This window comes from Planomonospora sp. ID67723, from assembly GCF_015711605.1.
Classification (GTDB): domain Bacteria; phylum Actinomycetota; class Actinomycetes; order Streptosporangiales; family Streptosporangiaceae; genus Planomonospora_A.
The window spans coordinates 1957023-1975694 of sequence record NZ_JABTEZ010000001.1; the positions used below are offsets into that span (position 1 = coordinate 1957023).

17 protein-coding genes are annotated in these 18672 nt (G+C 74.1%); 13 read left to right on the top strand and 4 right to left on the bottom strand.

Annotated elements, in window-relative coordinates; all coding sequences use genetic code 11:
* Positions 1–151: 151 nt before the first annotated feature.
* Positions 152–886 (bottom strand): SDR family NAD(P)-dependent oxidoreductase, encoded by a 735-nt coding sequence (locus tag HS041_RS09335; protein ID WP_196440073.1) that lies wholly within the window; start codon positions 884–886, stop codon positions 152–154.
* 158 nt (positions 887–1044) lie between these two features.
* Here HS041_RS09335 and HS041_RS09340 point away from each other — a divergent pair, with 158 nt between their 5' ends.
* On the top strand, positions 1045–1317 hold the full coding sequence (locus HS041_RS09340) for a WXG100 family type VII secretion target (RefSeq protein WP_196440074.1): 273 nt from the start codon (positions 1045–1047) through the stop codon (positions 1315–1317).
* A gap of 88 nt (positions 1318–1405) precedes the next feature.
* Here HS041_RS09340 and HS041_RS09345 read toward each other — a convergent pair whose 3' ends face one another.
* Together HS041_RS09345 and HS041_RS09350 are read right to left on the bottom strand one after the other, a co-directional pair.
* Complete coding sequence (locus HS041_RS09345; RefSeq protein ID WP_196440075.1) at positions 1406–6136, bottom strand: FtsK/SpoIIIE domain-containing protein; 4731 nt, start codon at positions 6134–6136, stop codon at positions 1406–1408.
* Positions 6137–6378: 242 nt separating this feature from the next.
* Entirely contained in the window at positions 6379–6741 is a 363-nt protein-coding gene (locus HS041_RS09350) for a hypothetical protein (protein ID WP_196440076.1), read from the bottom strand.
* A 337-nt stretch (positions 6742–7078) separates the two neighbouring features.
* Here HS041_RS09350 and HS041_RS09355 point away from each other — a divergent pair, with 337 nt between their 5' ends.
* The 12 genes from HS041_RS09355 to HS041_RS09410 all read left to right on the top strand — a co-directional run bounded on the left by HS041_RS09355 (position 7079) and on the right by HS041_RS09410 (position 18107).
* Entirely contained in the window at positions 7079–7777 is a 699-nt protein-coding gene (locus HS041_RS09355) for a hypothetical protein (RefSeq protein ID WP_196440077.1), read from the top strand.
* Position 7778: 1 nt separating this feature from the next.
* The gene (locus tag HS041_RS09360) at positions 7779–8579 is read left to right on the top strand and encodes a CpaE/TadZ family protein (RefSeq protein WP_307845212.1); all 801 of its coding nucleotides are present in this window, start codon (positions 7779–7781) and stop codon (positions 8577–8579) included.
* Positions 8576–9877 carry a TadA family conjugal transfer-associated ATPase gene (locus HS041_RS09365; RefSeq protein ID WP_307845213.1) on the top strand — a complete coding sequence of 434 codons (1302 nt, stop codon included), beginning with the start codon at positions 8576–8578 and terminating at the stop codon, positions 9875–9877. The genes HS041_RS09360 and HS041_RS09365 overlap by 4 nt, the downstream gene beginning before the upstream one ends.
* Positions 9868–10791, top strand: coding sequence for a type II secretion system F family protein (locus tag HS041_RS09370; RefSeq protein WP_307845214.1), 924 nt, complete (start codon positions 9868–9870; stop codon positions 10789–10791). Before HS041_RS09365 ends, HS041_RS09370 begins: the two co-directional genes overlap by 10 nt.
* Positions 10788–11738, top strand: a complete 951-nt coding sequence (locus HS041_RS09375; RefSeq protein WP_196440078.1) for a type II secretion system F family protein — start codon at positions 10788–10790, stop codon at positions 11736–11738. The genes HS041_RS09370 and HS041_RS09375 overlap by 4 nt, the downstream gene beginning before the upstream one ends.
* 2 nt (positions 11739–11740) lie before the next feature.
* Positions 11741–11983: a Flp family type IVb pilin gene (locus HS041_RS09380; protein WP_196440079.1), complete on the top strand. Its 243-nt coding sequence runs from the start codon at positions 11741–11743 to the stop codon at positions 11981–11983.
* Positions 11967–12386, top strand: coding sequence for a TadE/TadG family type IV pilus assembly protein (locus HS041_RS09385; protein ID WP_196440080.1), 420 nt, complete (start codon positions 11967–11969; stop codon positions 12384–12386). The genes HS041_RS09380 and HS041_RS09385 overlap by 17 nt, the downstream gene beginning before the upstream one ends.
* On the top strand, positions 12377–12772 hold the full coding sequence (locus HS041_RS09390; protein WP_196440081.1) for a TadE/TadG family type IV pilus assembly protein: 396 nt from the start codon (positions 12377–12379) through the stop codon (positions 12770–12772). Before HS041_RS09385 ends, HS041_RS09390 begins: the two co-directional genes overlap by 10 nt.
* A gap of 73 nt (positions 12773–12845) precedes the next feature.
* Positions 12846–13241, top strand: a complete 396-nt coding sequence (locus HS041_RS09395; RefSeq protein WP_196440082.1) for a pilus assembly protein TadG-related protein — start codon at positions 12846–12848, stop codon at positions 13239–13241.
* A gap of 209 nt (positions 13242–13450) precedes the next feature.
* Positions 13451–16357 carry a BTAD domain-containing putative transcriptional regulator gene (locus tag HS041_RS09400; protein WP_196440083.1) on the top strand — a complete coding sequence of 969 codons (2907 nt, stop codon included), beginning with the start codon at positions 13451–13453 and terminating at the stop codon, positions 16355–16357.
* A gap of 125 nt (positions 16358–16482) precedes the next feature.
* Complete coding sequence (locus HS041_RS09405) at positions 16483–17187, top strand: hypothetical protein (protein ID WP_196440084.1); 705 nt, start codon at positions 16483–16485, stop codon at positions 17185–17187.
* Positions 17184–18107: a hypothetical protein gene (locus tag HS041_RS09410; RefSeq protein ID WP_230878496.1), complete on the top strand. Its 924-nt coding sequence runs from the start codon at positions 17184–17186 to the stop codon at positions 18105–18107. The genes HS041_RS09405 and HS041_RS09410 overlap by 4 nt, the downstream gene beginning before the upstream one ends.
* A gap of 10 nt (positions 18108–18117) precedes the next feature.
* On the opposite strand, the gene HS041_RS09415 is transcribed toward HS041_RS09410, so the two are convergent.
* Positions 18118–18618, bottom strand: coding sequence for a methylated-DNA--[protein]-cysteine S-methyltransferase (locus tag HS041_RS09415; protein ID WP_196440086.1), 501 nt, complete (start codon positions 18616–18618; stop codon positions 18118–18120).
* Positions 18619–18672: the final 54 nt, after the last annotated feature.

Below are 18672 nucleotides of genomic sequence, written 5' to 3' on the forward strand. Positions count from 1 at the left end.
CTCCCACGGAGTGTAAGCGCCCTCTGATCGCCCGCTCTCGCTGGGGTCTCACAGGCTGAGACGGACGCCGGCGGCGATCGGTCCGGGCCGCCCGGCGAAACGACCCGGAGCGGCTCCCGGCCCCGCTCCCGCCTGCGGGAACGGGACGGTCCTACCTGCCGAGGTAGGCGCCGCCGTTGACGTGGACGACCTGTCCGGTGAGGTGCCGCGCCTCCGGGGAGGAGACGAACCTCACCGTCTGCGCCACGTCCTCCGGCGTGCCGGCACGCCCGTTCCTGGTGCCCTCCACCCGGCGCCGCACACCTTCCTCGGTGAGGCGGCCCCGGAAGAACCCGGTGTCCACGACCAGACCGGGGGAGACCACGTTGGCGGTGATGCCCCGGGGCCCGAGCTCGGCGGCCAGATCGGCGGTCCACGCCTCCACGGCCGCCTTGGCCGCGCCGTACGAGCCGGAGCCCGTGCCCCTGGCGGCGATCGAGCCGATGGTGACGATCCTGCCCTGGTCGGCCATCCGGGGGATCAGCGCGCTGGTGACCAGCACGGCCGACATCAGGTTGGCGTTGAGGTTGGCCCACCAGCTCTCGGCCACGTCCATCAGATCGTCACCGGCGGTCGCGCGGTCCAGGTTGGTGTTGCCGCCCGCGTTGTTGACCAGCACGTCCACCCGGCCGGGGAGCCTGACCAGCGCCTCACCCACGGCGACCGGGTTGGCCGCGTTGAACGCCACGAAGTCCACCCGGTCGGGGCCGCCCAGGCGCTCGGCCGCCTCCTTGAGCACGTGCTCCCGCCGGCCGGTGATGGTGACCCGGTCCCCCTGCGCGACGAACGCCGCGGCACAGGCGTATCCGATTCCGGTGCCTCCGCCGGTCACCACGATTTCCCGCATCACTTGCGACTCCTCCTATGGAGATAAATCCATAAAAAAAGCAACGGTAGCTAGCCGTGGCCATAGCCGATAGGTATAACCCAGATATCGGACTGATCTACCCACCTATCGTGAGTGCGTTTGGCGTCCCCCCTGACACCGACTCTGAAGGAGGCGGCATGAGCCACAGCTTGCTCGGCGGCGACCCGGCGGAAATGCAGAACATGGCCACGCAGTTCACTCAGCAGGCCGATCAGGTGCGGGCCACCATGGCCGCCCTGGACCGCGAGGCAGGCAAGGTCGGCACCGCCTGGACCGGCCCGGGCGCCCAGCGTTTCAGCGAGGCCTGGCAGAGCTACCGCGCCGCCTTCCAGCGCATGTCGGAGGAGCTCTCCGAGGCCTCCCGGGTCATCAACACCTATCGCGGCAACATCGAGTCCGCCACCCGCTGAACCCGGTCGTCATGGTGTCGTTCCCGCGGTGAGAGGCGGGGGCGGCACCATGACGGCTGTCCGGGGCGTCGTCAGGGCGGGGGCGCCATCACCCGGGCAGCGCCGTCTGGATCGGGGTGACCGTGCCCAGGGCGACCAGGAGCCCGCGGCCCGGAGGGCCGCCGACCGCACCGCGCGGCAGCCGGACGGTGAACAGGTCGCCGTCGGCGGGGCTCTGCACCGACAACAGCAGACCGGTGCGGGACTTCCGGGCCTCGGCGGCGAAGCCCCGGTAGGCGGTGGTCAGGTCGCCGGTCGCGCCACCGATGACGACGCCGTGCTCGCCGTCACGGCCGGTCCGCACCACCCGTTCGAGCGCCGTGCCGAGCGGTGAGTCGGCGGAGACCAACTCGGCGTCGTCGACGATCACGACGTAGCGCTCCTGGCCGGCGAGGGCCCCGTCCAGGTCGCCGCCCGCGTCGAGCACGGCCAGCACCCCGGGCTCGTCGACCAGCGTGCAGAGCGGGCTGCGTCGCGGGGTGACGAGGGCGACCGGCGTCCCCTGGGCGAGAAGGGAGTGGGCGGCGGTCAGCAGGGCCGAGGAGCGGCCCGACCGGGGAGGGCCCGCGACGACCGCGGCGGGACCCTGGGCGAGCAGGTCGACGCCGAGCGGGGCCAGCGCGTCGCCTCCGGCGCCGAACAGCGCCCACAGCGGCGAGGGCGGCTCGAACGACGGCACCAGGTCCATGACCTGGGCCGCGGTGATCCGCCTCGGCAGCGCGTCCACCCGCAGCGGAGGCTCCCCGGCCCAGACCCATCCGGCCGGCTCCCCGCCGGTTCCCGCAGCGCGTCCGGTGGTCTCCTTCCCCCCGCCCGCCGCGGCGGTCCCCGGGAACCGGGCGGGGACCGTACGGGCCAGGGACTGCAGGGCGGCGACCTGGGCCGGCCCGGAGGGGTCGGCGTCGAGCAGGGCGACCTGGCTCTCGGCCATACCGTGCTCGCCGAGGGACAGCGCCCGCCCCGGGACGAGGACGGCGGGCAGGTCCTTGGGGGGAAGCCCGGCCAGCCCGTAGTCGGCGGGGTCGGCCAGGCGCAGGATCAGCCGGTCCTCGAAGACCGTGGATATCTGCCCGAGCAGTGCGGAGCGGTCGCCGGTCACCACGGCCCGGAGCCCGACCGCCGGCCCCTCCCTCAGCAGTTGCAGCAGCGAGTCGATCAGCCGACCGTAGTCGTAGCCCTCGAACGCGGCGACGAAGCCCTCCCACCGGTCGAGCATCAGCACCAGCCACGGCAGCCGCCGGCCGCTCCCGGCGGCCGCCGAGGCGCGCAACTCGGCCAGGGACGCGTATCCGGCCTCGGCCAGCACCTGCTGGCGCCGGCCCACCTCGGCCCGCAGGCGGGCCAGCAGGCGCTCCACCCGGTCGAGCTGGTCACGGGTGACGACGGCGCCGCAGTGGGGCATCGCCACCAGCGGGAGCAGCGCCCCCGACCCGCAGTCGATCGCGTGCAGGTGCACGTCCTCGGGGGACGCGCCCGCCGCGATCGCCCCCGCCAGCGTGCGCAGCGCGGTGGAGCGCCCGCTCCGCGCGGCCCCGGCCAGCAGCAGGTGCCCGCCGTGTGCCAGGTCCAGCGCCAGCGCCTGCCGGTCCTGCGCCCACGGCAGGTCGGTCACCCCGAACACCAGCGGCGGCACCTCCTCGTTTCCCGCCCCGCCGGGCGGGGGTCCGCCCGACCGGTGCGGCGTCGCACCGGTCGTGCGGTCCGCGCCGGACGAGGGAGCCGGGAGTCCGGGGGCGACCACGAGGTCGGGGAGCGGGTCGAGCCAGGGGCTGGGCTGGGCGGGGATCCCGGCGACACGGGCCGCCTCGGTCAGGGCGTCGGCGAGCAGCGACAGGTCGGTGACGGGGGAGCCGTCCATCCCCCCCTCCGGAGCGGCCGGCGGGTGGCCCAGGTCGCGCCAGCCGATCTCGGTCACCCGCGCCCTGGTCCCGCCTCGCCCGGCGGGTTGTCCCTGCCGGCCGCCCGGGTGCTCTCCCGGGCTCCGCCCGCCGATCCGCGCGGTCTGCACGGCCGTCGCGGCTCCCGCCCCCGACTTCACGTAGCACCGGCCGGGGGCGGATTTGGGGATGTGGGCGGCGTCCGGCCGTCCGATGACGTCGGTGGACTCCGTGGCCTCGGTCACCCGCAGCGCGATCCGCAGCGACGTGTTGGCCTGGATGTCGGCCGTGACCACGCCGCCGGGCCGCTGGGTGGCGAGGATCAGGTGGATGCCCAGGGAGCGGCCCCGGCGGGCGATGTCGACCAGGCCGGCCATGAAGTCGGGTAGTTCGCCCACCATCGCCGCGAACTCGTCGATCACCAGCACCAGCCGGGGCAGCGGCGCCAGCTCCTCTCCCCGTCCTCGCAACGGCGTGACCTGCGAGGAGCCCCCCGCGACCATCAGATCCCTGGAAGCGCGGGCCCGCTGGGCGTCGCGCAGCTCGTGGTAGTCCTCGACGTCCTTGGCCCCGGCGGCCAGGAGCAGCCGCTCCCGGCGCCGGATCTCGGCGGCCAGGGAGGCCAGGGCCCGCTGGGTGAGGTGGCCGTCCAGGTCGCTGACCATGCCGACCGTGTGCGGGAGCCGTACGCATTCCTTGAAGGCCGCGCCGCCTTTGTAGTCGATCAGTACGAACGTCATCTCGTCCGGCCGGTTGGCCGCCGCGAGGGAGCAGATCAGCGTCTGCAGCAGCTCGGACTTGCCCGCGCCGGTGGTGCCCGCGATGAGCGCGTGCGGTCCGTCGGCGCGCAGGTCGACGGAGAACGGCCCGTCGGGCCCGGCCCCGATGACGGCCGCGGTGGACCGGCCCCATCGCGTGGCGAGGGCCGTGCCCGAGACCGAGGGCAGCCGCAGCAGGTCGAGCAGGCGGACGGAGGCGGGCAGGGCCAGGCCCGGGTCGTCGCGGCTCACGTCGCGGATCGGGGCCAGGGCGCGGGCCAGCCGGTCGCACCAGGAGGCCGGGACCTGGTCGGCCAGGATCGCGCCGAGGCCGTCCAGCCCTCCGCCGAGCAGCCGCAACCGGCCGTCCGGGGACACCTGGGCGACGGTGGCGCACTCCTCGGGCAGCAGCCGCTGGTCGTCGTCCATCGCCAGCGTGTAGACGCCCGCGCGGGGGCCCTGGCGGAGCACCTGGGGCATTCCGGGCAGCGCGCGCAGGACCTGGGCGCCGTCCAGGATCACCAGCACGTCGTGGGGGCGCTCGTCGTAGACGGGGGTGAACTCCCCGGACCCACGCGGCGCGGCCGAGCCGTCCCAGCCGCCCAGATCGCCCCAGCCCGCGGGGGAGCGCCCCGCCTTGAGCGGCGCGCCGTCCTCGCCGAGGCGCTCCCCGATCAGCGTGGTCAGCTCGGCGATCCGGCGGGCCGCGGCCTCCGGGTCGGCGCCGACGAGCGCCACGCAGTCCTCGCCGCCGTGCGGGGCGCAGTGCGGCAACCAGCGGACCCAGTTCCAGCGCTCCGCGCCGTCACCGTGCGCCGACAGCACCACGATCGCCAGGTCCCGCGGGCTGTGCAGGGCGGCGGCCTGGCCCACCAGCCAGCGGGCCAGGCCGGCGGTGCTCTGTCGAGGGCCGGTCAGCCCGGCCACCCCGAGCCGCCGCATCGCCAGCGCCACCGGCACCGCCCGGCAGGTCGGCGGCGCGGGCACGGGGGCGTCCATCGGGGCGCCGCGTTCCGGAACGAACTCCAGGTCGGCGGGGAGGTCGGCGAGGCCGAGGCGGAGGCGGAGCGCGTCCGCGTCGTGGTCGCGGCGCTCCCAGAGCCGCCGCCGGGGGCCGGTCGCGGTGAGCAGCACCTCCGCGGGGTCGGGCGCGGCGGTCCGGCGCGCGGTCTCGTCGGCGGCGCGGGCCCGCTCCACGACGGTTTCGAAGGCAGCCATGCGCTCGCGGTAGTCCTTCATCGACTGGCGGTAGCGCTTGCGGCCGTGCCGCCGGTCGCTCCACCACTGACCGAACATGATCAAGGGGCTCATCAGGGCGAACAGCAGGAAGTACCAGATCTGGAGCACCCAGGCCAGGGCCAGCCCCACTCCCATGGGCAGGAGGGCGGTCAGCAACTGCAACCGCATGGTCTCGGCCCGGACCGGCTCGGCCGGGACCTCGAGCCGCCGCCGGTTCTCCGGCGGCCGGAGCCGGGGCGGCCGGTTGTAGGAGAGCCCGCCGTCGGGCTGGGCGTCCAGATGGGCGTCCGGCGGCTCCACGGCCCTCAGCGTCAGCACTGAGGAGCCGCAGGTCAGCAGGGCGTGCTCGGGCCAGTCCACGGCCGTCTCCAGCGGCCGGCCGTCCAGCTCGGCCACGGTCGGCGCGGCGGCCGCCGCGGGCTCCACGGTGATGGCGTCGGGAGTGAGCCTGACCACGGCGGCCTCGGCCGGGAGGAGGGGGTCGTGGACGGCCACCGCGCAGGCGGGACCGGAACCGATGACGTGGACGCCGAGGCTGAGCCGGTGCACCGACCCGGCGGCGGGCCCGCCGACCACCCGGACCTCCACGATGCCTCCGGGCTCCTCGGCGAGCGTCGCGGCGGCCAGACGGCGGTCCAGGGTCACCAGGTCGCCGTCGCGCAGCAGGCCGAGTGCGGGGGCCTCGGGCGGGAGCTCGCGCCCGTCCAGCCACAGGGACGGGGTCTCGGCGGTCTCTCCCAGGCCGTAGGGGGCCTTGCTGCGGGTCAGCCGCACCACGTTGCTCGGCCGTTCGCCCGTCTGCCCGGCGAGCGCCTCCGCCAGGCGCGCCACCGTGGTCGTCTCGTCACCCTCGACCATGACATCGCGGTCGGCGTGCTCGCTGAGCACGGTGAGCATGATCCGCATCGCCGCTCTCCTCGGGGGGTCGGGCACCCTGATCCAACCTAGCGACCGGAGGCCGCCTGGGAAGAGATGTTCGCGGCAAAGGAGGGGCTTCCGGACCGGTTCGGGGCGGCATGTGGAAAACGTGCGAGCCTGTGGATAACCATCTTCCCATCTCGGCCCGGTATGGCAATTCGTGTGGGGATATGAGGTGATTGCTGAGCTTCTGGGCGGCTGGGGATTATCCGGGCGGGCCTGTGGAAAACTCAGCCGGAACCTGTGGATTTCCTGCGGGTGCGTGTCCTGGCCCGGAGTTCGTCGGCCTTCTCCTCCAGGAGTTCGGCGTAGGCGTTCACCTCGGAGGTGACCTCGGCCAATCCGGTCGCCGCCCGGTGCAGGCCTCCGACGACCTTTTCCGTGGCCGGAGCGGCGGCGAGGCGCTCGGCGCCCCGGCGGCCCAGGCGCTCGGCGGCCGTGCGGAGAAGAAGGTGCAGGCGGCCTTCCCCGCCGTTTCCCTCCCGCCCGCGCCCTTTCCGTTCCTGCTCCTCCTGTCCGGGGCCTCTCCGCGCCTGTCCTTGCGAAGCGCGTTCTTCCGGATCCGGTGGGAGGCGCCTGAACCACGTGGCCATGGGATCAAGGATGGCACATTTTGAACGGGTTCAGGGTGAAGTCTTCCGCACGGCCGCCTGACGGAAGTGTGAAGGCACCGTATCGGAAGCCGTGAATCGCCCTTGAAAGGGGTGTGACGGTTGGTGCGCAAGTTTATTCGTGTCCTTATCACCCAGATAAGTCACGTGTCACCTGCCGGATTCGTAAGCTCTCGGTAGATCGGCGTTGACAGATGTGTTGCTACCGAACGAGCATTGGACCTCGCTTTTCTCCGGCATCCAGTCGGCAGGGTGCACATAATGGCGTAAATTCGTCCGTAATCCCCAAAAATATGATCACTCTGGGAGACCCCCGCCCATGAGGACCAGCGAGAAGCCAACGGGCCGTGTCCCGGTCAACGCCGAGCGGCCAGGTTCGGCGAGCACCCTGTCGGGACCGGCCTCACGCAAACTCCCCGTCTCCCCCCGCGAGCGGAAACCCGCCCTGGCCGCCCTCGCCCTCCTGCTCATCCTGGGCGGCGCGCTCGCCACCACCCTGCTGGTGCTGCGCAGCGGCGACCGGGTCTCCGCGATCCAGATCGTCCAGCAGGTCGGCCCGGGTCAGAAAGTCCCCCTGGAGGCGATGAAAGAGGTCCAGATCGCCGACACGGGCATCGAATACGTCCCCTTCGTCCAGCACAGGAGCCTCGCGGAAGGCGACAACTACACCCTGGTCACCCTGGTGCCCGGCACCCTCCTGATCGAAGGCATGATGGCCGCGTCCAGCAAGGAGCTCGGTCCGGGCAAGGCGCAGGTGGGCCTGTCGCTCAAGCCGGGGCAGACGCCGGGAACCCTGGAGGCGGGCGACCGGGTCCAGGTCGTCCACGTGCCGGGCCGGAGCGCCGGCGACGAGGGCCGGGTCCTGGCGGAGCGCGCCCTGGTCCACCAGGTCGGCGACGGCCGCGGTGGATCGCCGGGCCGGGTGACGGTGATCGTGGACAGCTCGATCGCGCCGACGATCGCCGCCCACGCCTCCAACGGCGAGGTCGCCGTGACCGAGCTGCCGGGAGAGCGCTGAGGTGGCGCTCATCGTGCTGGCCGCCGACAAGGGCGCGCCCGGCGTGACCACGGCGGCCACGGCGCTCGGCGCGATCTGGCCCCGGCCGGTCCTGCTGGCGGAGTGCGACCCCGCCGGAGGCGACCTCGCCTACCGGCTCCCCGCCGCCGACGGGGGTGTGCTCAACCCCGCCAGGGGCCTGCTCACCCTCGGGGCCACGGCCCGCCGCGGGCTGAGCCCCGGACTGATCCACGAGCACGCCCAGAAGATCGTCGGTGGGCTGGACGTGCTGGCCGGGCTCACCCACGGTGAGCAGGCCGCCGGGCTGACCTGGCTCTGGGGCCCCCTCGGCCGGGCGCTGGCCGCGCTGCCCCATGCCGACGTGCTGGCCGACTGCGGGCGGCTGGGCGGCCACCCCGAGCTGGGCGAGCTGATCGCGGAGGCGGAGCTGACGGTCCTGTTCACGCGGGCGAGCCTCGACCACGTCGCCCACCTGCGCGAGCGGCTCCAGGTGATGCCCACCGGGCCGCGGGTCGCGGTGGTGGTCATCTCCGATCCCCGGCAGTACCGCGGCACGATCGACGAGGTCCGCCGGATCGTCGCCGCCACCGGCAGGCAGGTCGCCTTCGTGGCCGGTCTCGCGCACGACCCCAAGGGCGCCGAGCTCCTGCGCGGCCAGTGGGGCGGGCGCCTGGACCGCTCGCTGCTGATCCGCACCGCCCGCGAGCTCGCCGGCCGGCTGGCCGCCCAGGTCGCCCCCGGCCTCCGGGATCTGCCGGCCGCGCCGGGCCGTACGGCCGCAGCCCCGGAGACGAGACCGTGAGCATCGACCACTCCCTGGTGAAGAGGTTCCGGCAGGAGGTCGGCGACCGGCTGGCCCACCAGCGCCGTCTGGACCAGGCTTCCGGCCTGGCCCCGATGACGGGCGAGGACGAGCGCCAGTTCGCCCGCGCGCTGATCGCGCAGGTGCTGGAGGAGTTCGCGCGCGGCGAGATCGGCGTCGGCCGCACCCCGCCCACCGCCGAGGAGGAGGAGGCACTCGCCGCCGGGATCCACGCGGCGCTGTTCGGCGTCGGCCGCCTGCAGCCGCTCCTCGACGACCCCGAGGTCGAGAACATCGACATCAACGGCTGCGACCGCGTCTTCGTCGGCTACGCCGACGGCCAGGAGCTCATGCGCGAGCCCGTCGCCGAATCCGACGAGGAGCTGGTCGAGCTGATCCAGGTCCTCGCCGCCTACAGCGGCCTGTCCAGCAGGCCCTTCGACACCGCCAACCCCCAGCTCGACCTGCGCCTGCCGGACGGCTCCCGGCTCTCGGCCGTCATGGACGTGACGGTCCGCCCGGCCGTCTCCATCCGCCGCTCCCGGCTGGGCAAGGTCTTCCTCAGCGACCTGGTGGGCAACGGCACGCTCTCCGCGGAGCTGGGCCGCTTCCTCTCGGCCGCCGTGGCCGCGAGGAAGAACATCATGATCGCCGGATCCACCAACGCCGGGAAGACGACCCTGCTGCGCGCGCTCGCCAACGAGATCCCGCCGTCGGAGCGGCTGATCACCGTGGAGCGCGCGCTGGAGCTCGGCCTCGACCAATTCCCAGAGCTCCACCCCAACGTGGTCGCCTTCGAGCAGCGCCTGCCCAACTCCGAGGGCCAGGGCGAGATCTCCATGGCCGAGCTGGTGCGCCGTTCCCTGCGCATGAACCCGTCCCGCGTGATCGTGGGCGAGGTCCTCGGCGACGAGATCGTCACCATGCTCAACGCGATGACCCAGGGCAACGACGGCTCGCTCTCCACGATCCACGCCAACTCCTCGATGGAGGTCTTCAACAGGATCGCCACCTACGCGCTCCAGGCCCGCGAGCGCCTGCCGGTCGAGGCCACCCACATGCTGATCGCGGGTGCGATCGACTTCGTGGTCTTCATCGAGAAACGCAACGACTACGCGGTGGGCGGCACGCTGCGCCGCTTCGTGTCGAGCGTGCGCGAGGTGGCCGGGGTGGACGGCAGGGTCCTGTCCTCCGAGGTCTTCGCCATGTCCCCGGACGGGCGCGTCCTGCCGCACGCCCCCCTCTCCTGCCTGGAGGAGCTCGCCCACCACGGCTACGACCCCGGGGGGTGGATGTGACCTTCCTCCCGTCCGGACTGCTCGACCCGCTGGTCCTGATCGCCGGGGCGGCGATCGGCGCCGGCCTGTTCCTGCTGGGGCTCTCCCTGTACGGGGTGCGTCCCCGGCCCGCCGTACCCGGCCGGAAGACGGGCCGGCGCGAGCTGCTCCGGGCCCTGACCACCCGGTCCGGGGTGGGCGCGGTCGCCGGGGTGCTCGTGTTGCTGGTGACGCAGTGGCCGGTCATGGCGGCCGGCGCCGTCCTGCTGGCTCTGGGCTGGCGCGGCCTGGCCGGCGGGGCGGCCGAGGAGCGTACGGCGATGCGGCGGCTGGAGGGCCTGGCCGCCTGGACGGAGTCGCTCCGCGACACCATCGCCGGGGCCTCGGGCCTGGAGCAGGCGATCCCGTCCTCGATCCGCGCGGCCTCCCCGATGCTCCGGCCGCACCTGCGCGCGCTGGTGGACCGGCTGCACACCCGTATGCCGCTGCCCGACGCGCTCCGGCTGTTCGCCGACGAGCTCGACGACCCCTCGGCCGACCTGGTCGTCGCGGCGCTGATCCTCAACTCCCGGCTGCGCGGTCCCGGCCTGCGCGACGTGCTCGGCGCGCTCGCCGTCTCGGCGCGCGAGGAGCTCGACATGCGCCGCCGCGTCGAGGCCGAGCGCCGCTCCACCCGGCGCAGCGTGCAGATCGTGGTCGGTACGGCCGTCGCCTTCGCGGCGGCGCTGGTCGTGTTCAACCCCGACTACGTCGCCGAGTACGACGACGCGCTCGGCCAGGCCGTCCTCGTGGTGGTCGCCGGCTTCTTCGGCGCCGGGTTCGCCTGGATGCGGCGCCTGGCCCGGTTCGACAAGCCCGCCCGCCTGCTGGGCCCGCTTCCGGGGACGAGCCACGCGGCGGCCGAGGCGCAGCCCGGAGAAGGGGGAAGGCGATGACCGAGGCGCTGCTCGCCGGAGGCGGGCTCGGACTGGGCCTGTTCCTGCTGGTGCGGGCACTGTTCCCGGCCAGGCCCGGCCTGGTGACGCGACTGCTGGCCCTGGACGCGGCCAGAGAGGGCGAGGGGGTGCCGCGCCTGCCGCTGATCCTGCCCGACGAGGAGGTCAGCGCCTTCCGGCGCGGGCTGGGCGAGCGGATGGCCCGCCTCTACGCGGCCCGGGGCTGGGAAGTCCGCTCGGCGAGGGCGGACCTGGCGCTGCTCGGCAGATCGTTCGAGGGCTTCCTGTCGACCAAGGTCCTGCTGGCGGTCTCCGGGCTGCTGGCCTTCCCGCTGCTGGTCGGCTGGCTGGCGGTGATGGGGTGGGGGGTCTCGCCGACGGTCCCGCTCTGGGCGGCGCTCGGCTTCGCCGTGGTCTTCTTCTTCCTGCCCGACCTGCAGATCAGGCGGGACGCCGCGAGGATGCGCCGTGACTTCCGGCACGCGGTCGGAGCCTTCCTCGACCTGGTGGCGATGAACCTCGCCGGCGGACGCGGGGTGCCGGAGGCGCTGATGATGGCGGTCTCCGTGGGCACGGCGGGTACGGCGGGCACCGGGGACGCCGACGAGGGGGCCAACTGGTCGATGGCGCGGATCCGCGAGGCGCTCGGCAACGCCCGGATCGTCGGCATCACCCCCTGGCAGGCGCTCGGCCAGCTCGGCGACGAGATCAACGTGGACGAGCTGCGCGACCTGTCCGCCGCGCTCGGCCTGGTCGCCGACGACGGCGCGAAAGTCCGCGCCTCCCTGACGGCCCGCGCCGCGACCCTGCGGCGGCGCGAGCTCGCCGAGGTGGAGGGACAGGCGGGCGAGCGGTCCCAGTCGATGCTCGTCGCCCAGCTCCTGCTCTGCGCAGGATTCGTGATCTTCCTGAGTTACCCGGCCGCTATGAAGATGTTGGGGTCCTGACCATGCTGAACCATCCGTGGATCGTCTACGCGACCGCCCTGCTGAGCGTGCGGCTCGACAGGGCTCGCAACGCCCCCACCCGAGGAGCCTCGGCCGTCGAGTGGGTCATCATCACCGCCATCATCGCCGGCGTCGCCCTCGGCCTCGCCACGCTGATCAGGACTCTGGTCGAGAGCAAGCAGACGGAGATCTCCAACCAGTTCGGCGGGGGCGGGGGCGGTGACGGCGGTGGCGGGGAGCCGTGACCGCGAGCGGGGCGCCACCGCCGTCGAGCTGGCGATGATCATGCCGGTGGTGCTGGTCGTCATCCTGCTCGTCGTGCAGTTCGCCCTGTGGTTCCACGGCCGCCAGGTGGCCGACGCCGCCGCGCGGGAGGGCGCCCGGCTGGCCAGGGTCGACACCGAGTCGTGGCGGGAGGACGCCGAGTCGCGGGCCGGCGAGGTGCTCAGAGCCGTCGGTCCGAAACTCCTCGGCGGAGCCGTCGTCACGGCCTGGGAGGAGAGCGGCCGGCGCGGCGTCGAGGTCACCGCGACCGCGGTCCAGGTCGTCCCGCTGCTGCCGGCCACGACGTTCACCGTCACCGCGCGCTCCGGCGGCCCCGTCGAGTGCTTCCGCCCCGACGACGGAGGGGAGGGGGAATGCGGGTAGGTCGCGGCGAACAGGGGTCGCTCTCGGCCGAGACGGTGCTGCTGGCCCCGGTCTTCCTGCTGTTCCTGCTCTTCCTGGTCGGCGCCGGGCGGATGGTGGAGGCCCAGGGCGAGGTCAACGGCGCGGCCAGGGACGCGGCGCGGGCCGCCTCCGTCGAGCGTGTCCGGTCGGACGCCGAGGCCGCCGCCGCCGACACGGCGCGCGACTCCCTGTCGGGTGCGTGCGAGCCGCGGGTCAGCCTCTCGGGCACGGACTGGCGGGAGGGTGGCCGGGTCAGGGTCGAGGTGACGTGCTCCCTGGATCTGGGCTTCCTCGGCTTCGGCGCGGTGAAGGAGATCCGGGGCGACTCGGTGGTCCCGCTGGAGCAGTTCCGGAGGGTCGACTGACATGCGCTGCCCGGGTTCCCCCCGTCCCCCGGCTTCCGGGTGTCCCCGCCCGGCGGTCCCGGACCGGGGGTCGATGGCGGTCTTCACCGTGCTCTTCTCGGTGGCGGTCTTCCTGCTGGCTGGGCTGCTGGTGGACGGCGGGGCCGCGATCAACGCCCGGCTGCGGGCCGCCGACATCGCCGAGCAGGCGGCCAGGGCGGCCGCCGACCAGATCGACGTGGAGCACCTGCGCGGGACCGGCCGGGTCCGGCTGCTGGAGGGAGACGCCGCCTGCGGCGAGGCTGAGGAGATCGTCTCGGCCCACGCCGCCGGAGACGTCGCGCTCACCGGATGCGACCGCCGCGAGGAAGAGGTGGAGGTCACCGTCTCCGTCCGCTGGGAGGCGTTCTTCCTCGCGGCCCTGGGCTTCCCGGGCTCCGCGATGGAGGCCACGGCGGTCGCCGGACCGGACACCGGAGAGGAGGCGTGATGAGGGGGTCGCCAGGCGCGTCCCGGGAAACCGGGCGCCTACCGGGGAGATCACTCGGCGGGAGGCGCGCGTCCTGAGCCCGTCCGGGAGACGCGCCTCCCGCCGGACGATCACGGGTCCCGCCCTGCGGCGAGGACTTCCAGACCGATTGTGACGAACCGCTGGCCCAGCCGATGACGGGCGGCCAGCCTGGACACGGAGGGAGACGCATGCCGACGCGACAGCCCATGCGGATCAAGCCCCGGCGCACGGCCGGCGACCTTCTCGCCGGGTCCGCCGCGCTGGTCATGCTGGTCGCGCTCGTCGGAGGGGTCCCCTACGCGCTGCTCCGGCTCGCCGGGCCGCCGCTCTCTCCCGAACTGCTCGATCTCGACGTGCTGAACAGCCAGGTCGGCACAGGAACGATCATCGCGATCCTGGTGCTGCTGGTCTGGCTCGCCTGGCTCCAGCTCGTCGTCTGCGTGATCGTCGAGCTCTACGCCGGGCTCCGCCGGGTCGGCATGCCCGCCAGGGTCCCCCTCTCCGGAGGGACCCAGGCGCTGGCCAACCGGCTGGTCTCGGCGGCCCTGCTGCTGTTCACCGTCTCGGCGGTGGCCGTGCCGATGATGAGGCCGTCCGTTCCGCCCGCCCGGCCCGCCCCGGTCTCCGCCACGCTGGCCGCACCGCCGGCCATGGGCGAGAGGGCGCCGCTGACCCCGGTGGAGAAGGCCAAGAAGGTCTACGTGGTCCAGCCGCCGCACGGGCGGCACCACGAGAGCCTGTGGGAGATCGCCGAGAAGTGCCTCGGCGACGGCCGTCGCTATCCGGAGATCTACCGGCTCAACCAGCACAAGGAGCAGCCCGACGGCAGCCGCCTGCACATGGCCGACCTGATCAGGCCCGGCTGGGTGCTCGACATGCCGGACGACGCGAGGAACGTCCACATCGTCCCCGCCGCCCAGCCCCGTGCGGCCACCCTGGAGGACCATCCGGGCAAGCCCGCCGAGCTCGACGGCCGCACCCAGACCGTCGGCCCCGGCGAGGCGGACCTGCCACAGAAGTCACCGGACAGACCCGGCCTGCCCGGAGAGTCGTCGACCCCGGGCTTCGACACCTCGGTCCTGCCCGGCAGGGAGGCGGACACCTCCCACGCCGCTCCGGGCGGCCCCGCCGCGCACGACCGGCGGACCCCCGCCAGCTCCGGCGGTGGAACGGGCGACGCCGGCGGTTCGGGCGGCGACTCGCGGGACGCCGCCGATCCGGGCGGTGATCCACGGGACGTGGCCGCTCCGGACAGCGGCTCGCGGGACGCCGGGCTCGGACCGCTCGACTACCTGGCGGGCGCCTCGCTCGCGGCGGCCGGGCTGCTGGTGGCCCTCGGGCGCCGGCGCAGGGAGCAGCTCTGGCACCGGGCGTTCGGGCGCAGGATCACGCGGCCGAGGGACGACGCGGCCCAGGCCGAGCTGGCGCTCAGGCTCGGCGCCGACGCGCCGGGCAGCAGGATGCTCGACCTCGGCCTGCGGCTCCTGGGCCGGTCCCTCGCGGCCGGCGGGCGGGTCCCGCCCACGGTCTACGCCGTCCACCTGTCCCCGCGCCACCTCGACCTGTGGATCCACCCCCCGGACCCCGACGCCCCCGAGCCGTGGGTGGCGCACGACGACGGCCAGGTCTGGCGGCTCCCCGCGCACGAGGGCAGGATGCTCGACGAGCAGGCGCTGGCCGACGCGCCCGCGCCCTACCCGGGGCTGGTCTCCATCGGCTCGAACGGCGAGGGCCGGGTGCTCGTCGACCTCGAGGCGGCCCACGGGCTGGTCGCTCTCAAGGGTGTCCGGACCACCGCCGCACTCGCCGCGCTCGCCGTCGAGCTGGCCACCAACCGCTGGTCGGACCGGATGCGCGTCACGCTCGTCGGCTTCGGCGAGGAGCTGGCCGTGATCGCCCCTGACCGGATCAGGTGCGCGGGCAGCCTGGCCGAGGTCCTGCCCGAGCTGGAGGCCGAGGCGCCGGCGGAGGGGTACGGCACCGGGGTGCTCACCGGCCGGATCCACGGCCGCGCGGCCGACCCCGTCTGGTCGCCACGCTACCTGCTGTCCGCCATCGCCCCGAGCCCCGAGGAGGCGCGGCGGCTGGCCGTACTCGCCAGGAAGGGCGTGCGGACCGCCGCGGGGTACGTGATCGCCGGTGACGTCCCGCACGCCACCTGGACCTTGGAGATCCGCGAGGACGGCAGGGCGACGGTGGACGCGCTCGGGTTCGAGGTCGAGGCGCACCTGCTGCCCCGGCGGCAGTACCGGGCACTGGCCGAGCTGTTCCGGACGGCCGGGCGGTTCGAGGGGGAGCCCCTGCCCGACGAGCCCGAGCCCGTCACCCGGACCCCCTCGGTGGAGGTGCGGATCCTCGGCCCGGTCGAGATCGCCGGGCCGCCGCCGATGGAGGAGGGCCGGGCCGCGCTCGCCGTCGAGATGGTCGTCTACCTGGCCACGCATCCGGGCGGCGTGCACCCGGTCGTGCTCGGCGGCGTCCTGTGGCCGCGCGGCGTGCAGGCCGTGGTCAGGGACGCCACGATCGCCCGCGTCGGCGCCTGGCTCGGCACCGACTCCGCAGGGCGGCCCAACCTCGTCGCCGACGACTCCGGAAGGCTCCGGCTCGGCCCGGAGGTGCGGACCGACTGGATGCTCTTCCGCGACCTCGTCCGCCAGTCGCACGCGGACGTCGCCGCGCGGGCCGTACTGCTGGAGAAGGCCCTGGGCCTGGTGCGCGGGCCGATGCTGAACGGCCGTCCGCGCGGCCGGTACTCCTGGCTCGCCGCCGACGACCTCGAGTACGACGTGACGGCGAGCGTCGCGGACGCGGCGCACCGCCTCTGCGAGGTACGGCTGGCGCGCGGCGAGGCCGACCAGGCGGTGGCCGCGGTGCGGGCCGGGCTGCTGCTGGCCGCCGACGACGAGGGGCTCTGGCGGGACCTGCTCCGGGCGACCCAGATGACCGGCGACCCGGTACGGCTGCGGGCGGTGGCCGAGGCGCTGCACCGGCGGGCCGCCTCCCATCCGTACGGCGGCGGGATGGCGCCGGAGACCGAGGCGCTCATCGACGAGCTGCTGCCGACCTGGCGGATGCGCTCGGCGCCGTCGGCATGAACGGGCCGGTGAGAGGAGCCCTCGCGGTGAGCGGGGCGGGAGACGAGGACGGGAGCGGGAGGGCGGCCATGCCGATCCGTGCATATCGGTGGTTCCGTACGGCGGGCGCTTCTAGCGTGATCGGCGTGGGTGCGGTGGCCGCGCTGGCGATGGCCGGGCTGACGGGATGTTCCCCGTCGGCCGCCGAGCCATTCGTCCCGGCGGGCCGGGCGCCGGACGCGTCGGCCGCGCCCGGCCCCGGGGACACGCCGCGTCCCGGGGATGCGACCGGCCCGGCCGATCCGGCCGCGTCCCCGGGGTCTTCGCAGTCCGGCGGGACCGGGCCGGAGACCGAGACCGTCCAGGCGGCCCCGGGCGTGCGGGTCGTGGTCGAGCCGCCGGAGTCGCCCGATCCGGACGCCGCCGGCGCCGCCGACATGGTCGGAGCCTTCCGCGACTACTACGTCGGGTCCCTGCGGGCCATCGCCTCCGGCGGAGCCGACGACGACTACCTCGGGGTGCTCAGCAGGAACGCGAGCCGCCAGGGCTACGAGTGGGTCCACGGATATGTGAAGGACGGCCGGGAGCTGCGCGGGACCGTGCGGCTGTACGGGTTCGACGTCAGCTCGGTCACGGGCCGCGGGTCGCAGCTCGACGTGTGCGTCGACATGTCGGGGATGCGGGCCGTGGACGCCCGGACGGGCAAGGCGGTCCCGGAGCAGGAGGCGTGGATGAGGAAGCCCTTCTTCCAGGCCGCGGGCATGCGCAAGGACGACGACGGCGTCCGGCGGATCACGAACCTCCGCTACGCCCTGCCCCCCAACGAGCGCGCGAAGGGATGTCTTCGATGATCACGGAGTGGGCCCTTGCGGGGATCCTGGTGTTCGGTCCGGCCGGGGACCCGCCCGGCGGTGAGGGGTTCCAGGACGGCCGTACGGCCGGCGTCCGCCTGCAGAACTCTCAGATCGTCATCACCGGGACCGGGCTCAGGGGCGGCAGGAGCGACGGCTACCGGATCAAGCGCCCCTGCTGGTACGAGCCGGGCAAGAACGCCGCCGACATGCTGAGGTCGCAGGAGGAGGTGCGGGCCTGGTGGTTCCGCTTCACCCCCGACCCGACCGAGGAGAAGTTCCAGAAGTTCCTTGAGCAGTTCAAGGACAAGCTCGGCAAGGAGGGCCGGTGGTGGGCGCCCGCCTACAACTCGGCCGACCCCGACGGCGAGTCCTGCGTGGGCGAGCTGAACCCCTTCATGTGGGTGCCGCCCGGCAGCACCCCGCCCGCCGGGATCACCATCGCCGAGCTCGTCGAGATCGCCCGCGCCGCGCTGACCGTGCCCGAGCCGAAGGTCAAGCTCAGTCCGGACGTCAAGAGCTACGTCAACCTGCCGACCTGGGTCTGGCTGGACGGCGTCGGGCAGACCACCCGCTCGGTGACGGCCACGATCCCGGGTTTCATGAGCGCGACCGTGACCGCGACCCTGCAGGACGTCCGGATCGACCCGGGGACGACCGCGGACCGGGCCGAGGTGAAGGAGGAGTGCGGCCCCGGCGGCAGGCCGTACGCCAAGGGGGCCGAGTTCACCTGCGGCGTGCGCTACCTTCGGGCCTCGGCCGACCAGCCGCGCGAGGTCTACGAGCTGACGGTGACCGCGGTCTGGCCCGTCGAGGTCGAGGACGACGTGGTGCCCTTCGCCTACGACCCGGTCGAGGTCGGCGCCACCCGCGACGTCCCGGTGGGCGAGGTGCAGAGCACGGTCACGGACACCGGCTGACGCGGCCGGGTCAGCCGGTGCCCGCCTCGTGGGCCAGCAGCCACTGCTTGACCGGGGTGCCGTAGTAGTAGCCGCCGAAGCCGCCGGTGGAGGGCAGGATGCGGTGGCATGGCACGAACGGCGCGATCAGGTTCTGCGCGCAGGCCGAGCCCGCCGCCCTGGCCGCCGTCCTGGGCAGGCCCGCTCGCTCGGCCAGCTCGGCGTAGTGGATCGTGCTCCCCGGCGGCACCTCGCGCAGGGCCGTCAGCAGCCGCTGCCGCTTGGGCGTGCCGGGCTGGCTCACGGGTACGGCGTCCAGCGCCTTCAGGTCGCCGTCCAGGTAGTCCCGTACGGCCTGCGCCGCGTGGCCCAGGTCGTCGACCCGGGTCAGCCCGCGGGCCTGGAGCGCGGGTGAGAGCCGTACGAACATCTCGTGGGGGTCGGCGGTGAAGCCGGCCGCGACGAGGACGCCCTCGTGGGAGAGGAGCGCCAGCGGACCGGCCGGGGTGGGGAGGATCTGTGCCTCGATCATGGTCGTGTCTCCGTGTCGTGAGGTCGTGAGGTCGTGGGCGGGGCCCGGTTCCGA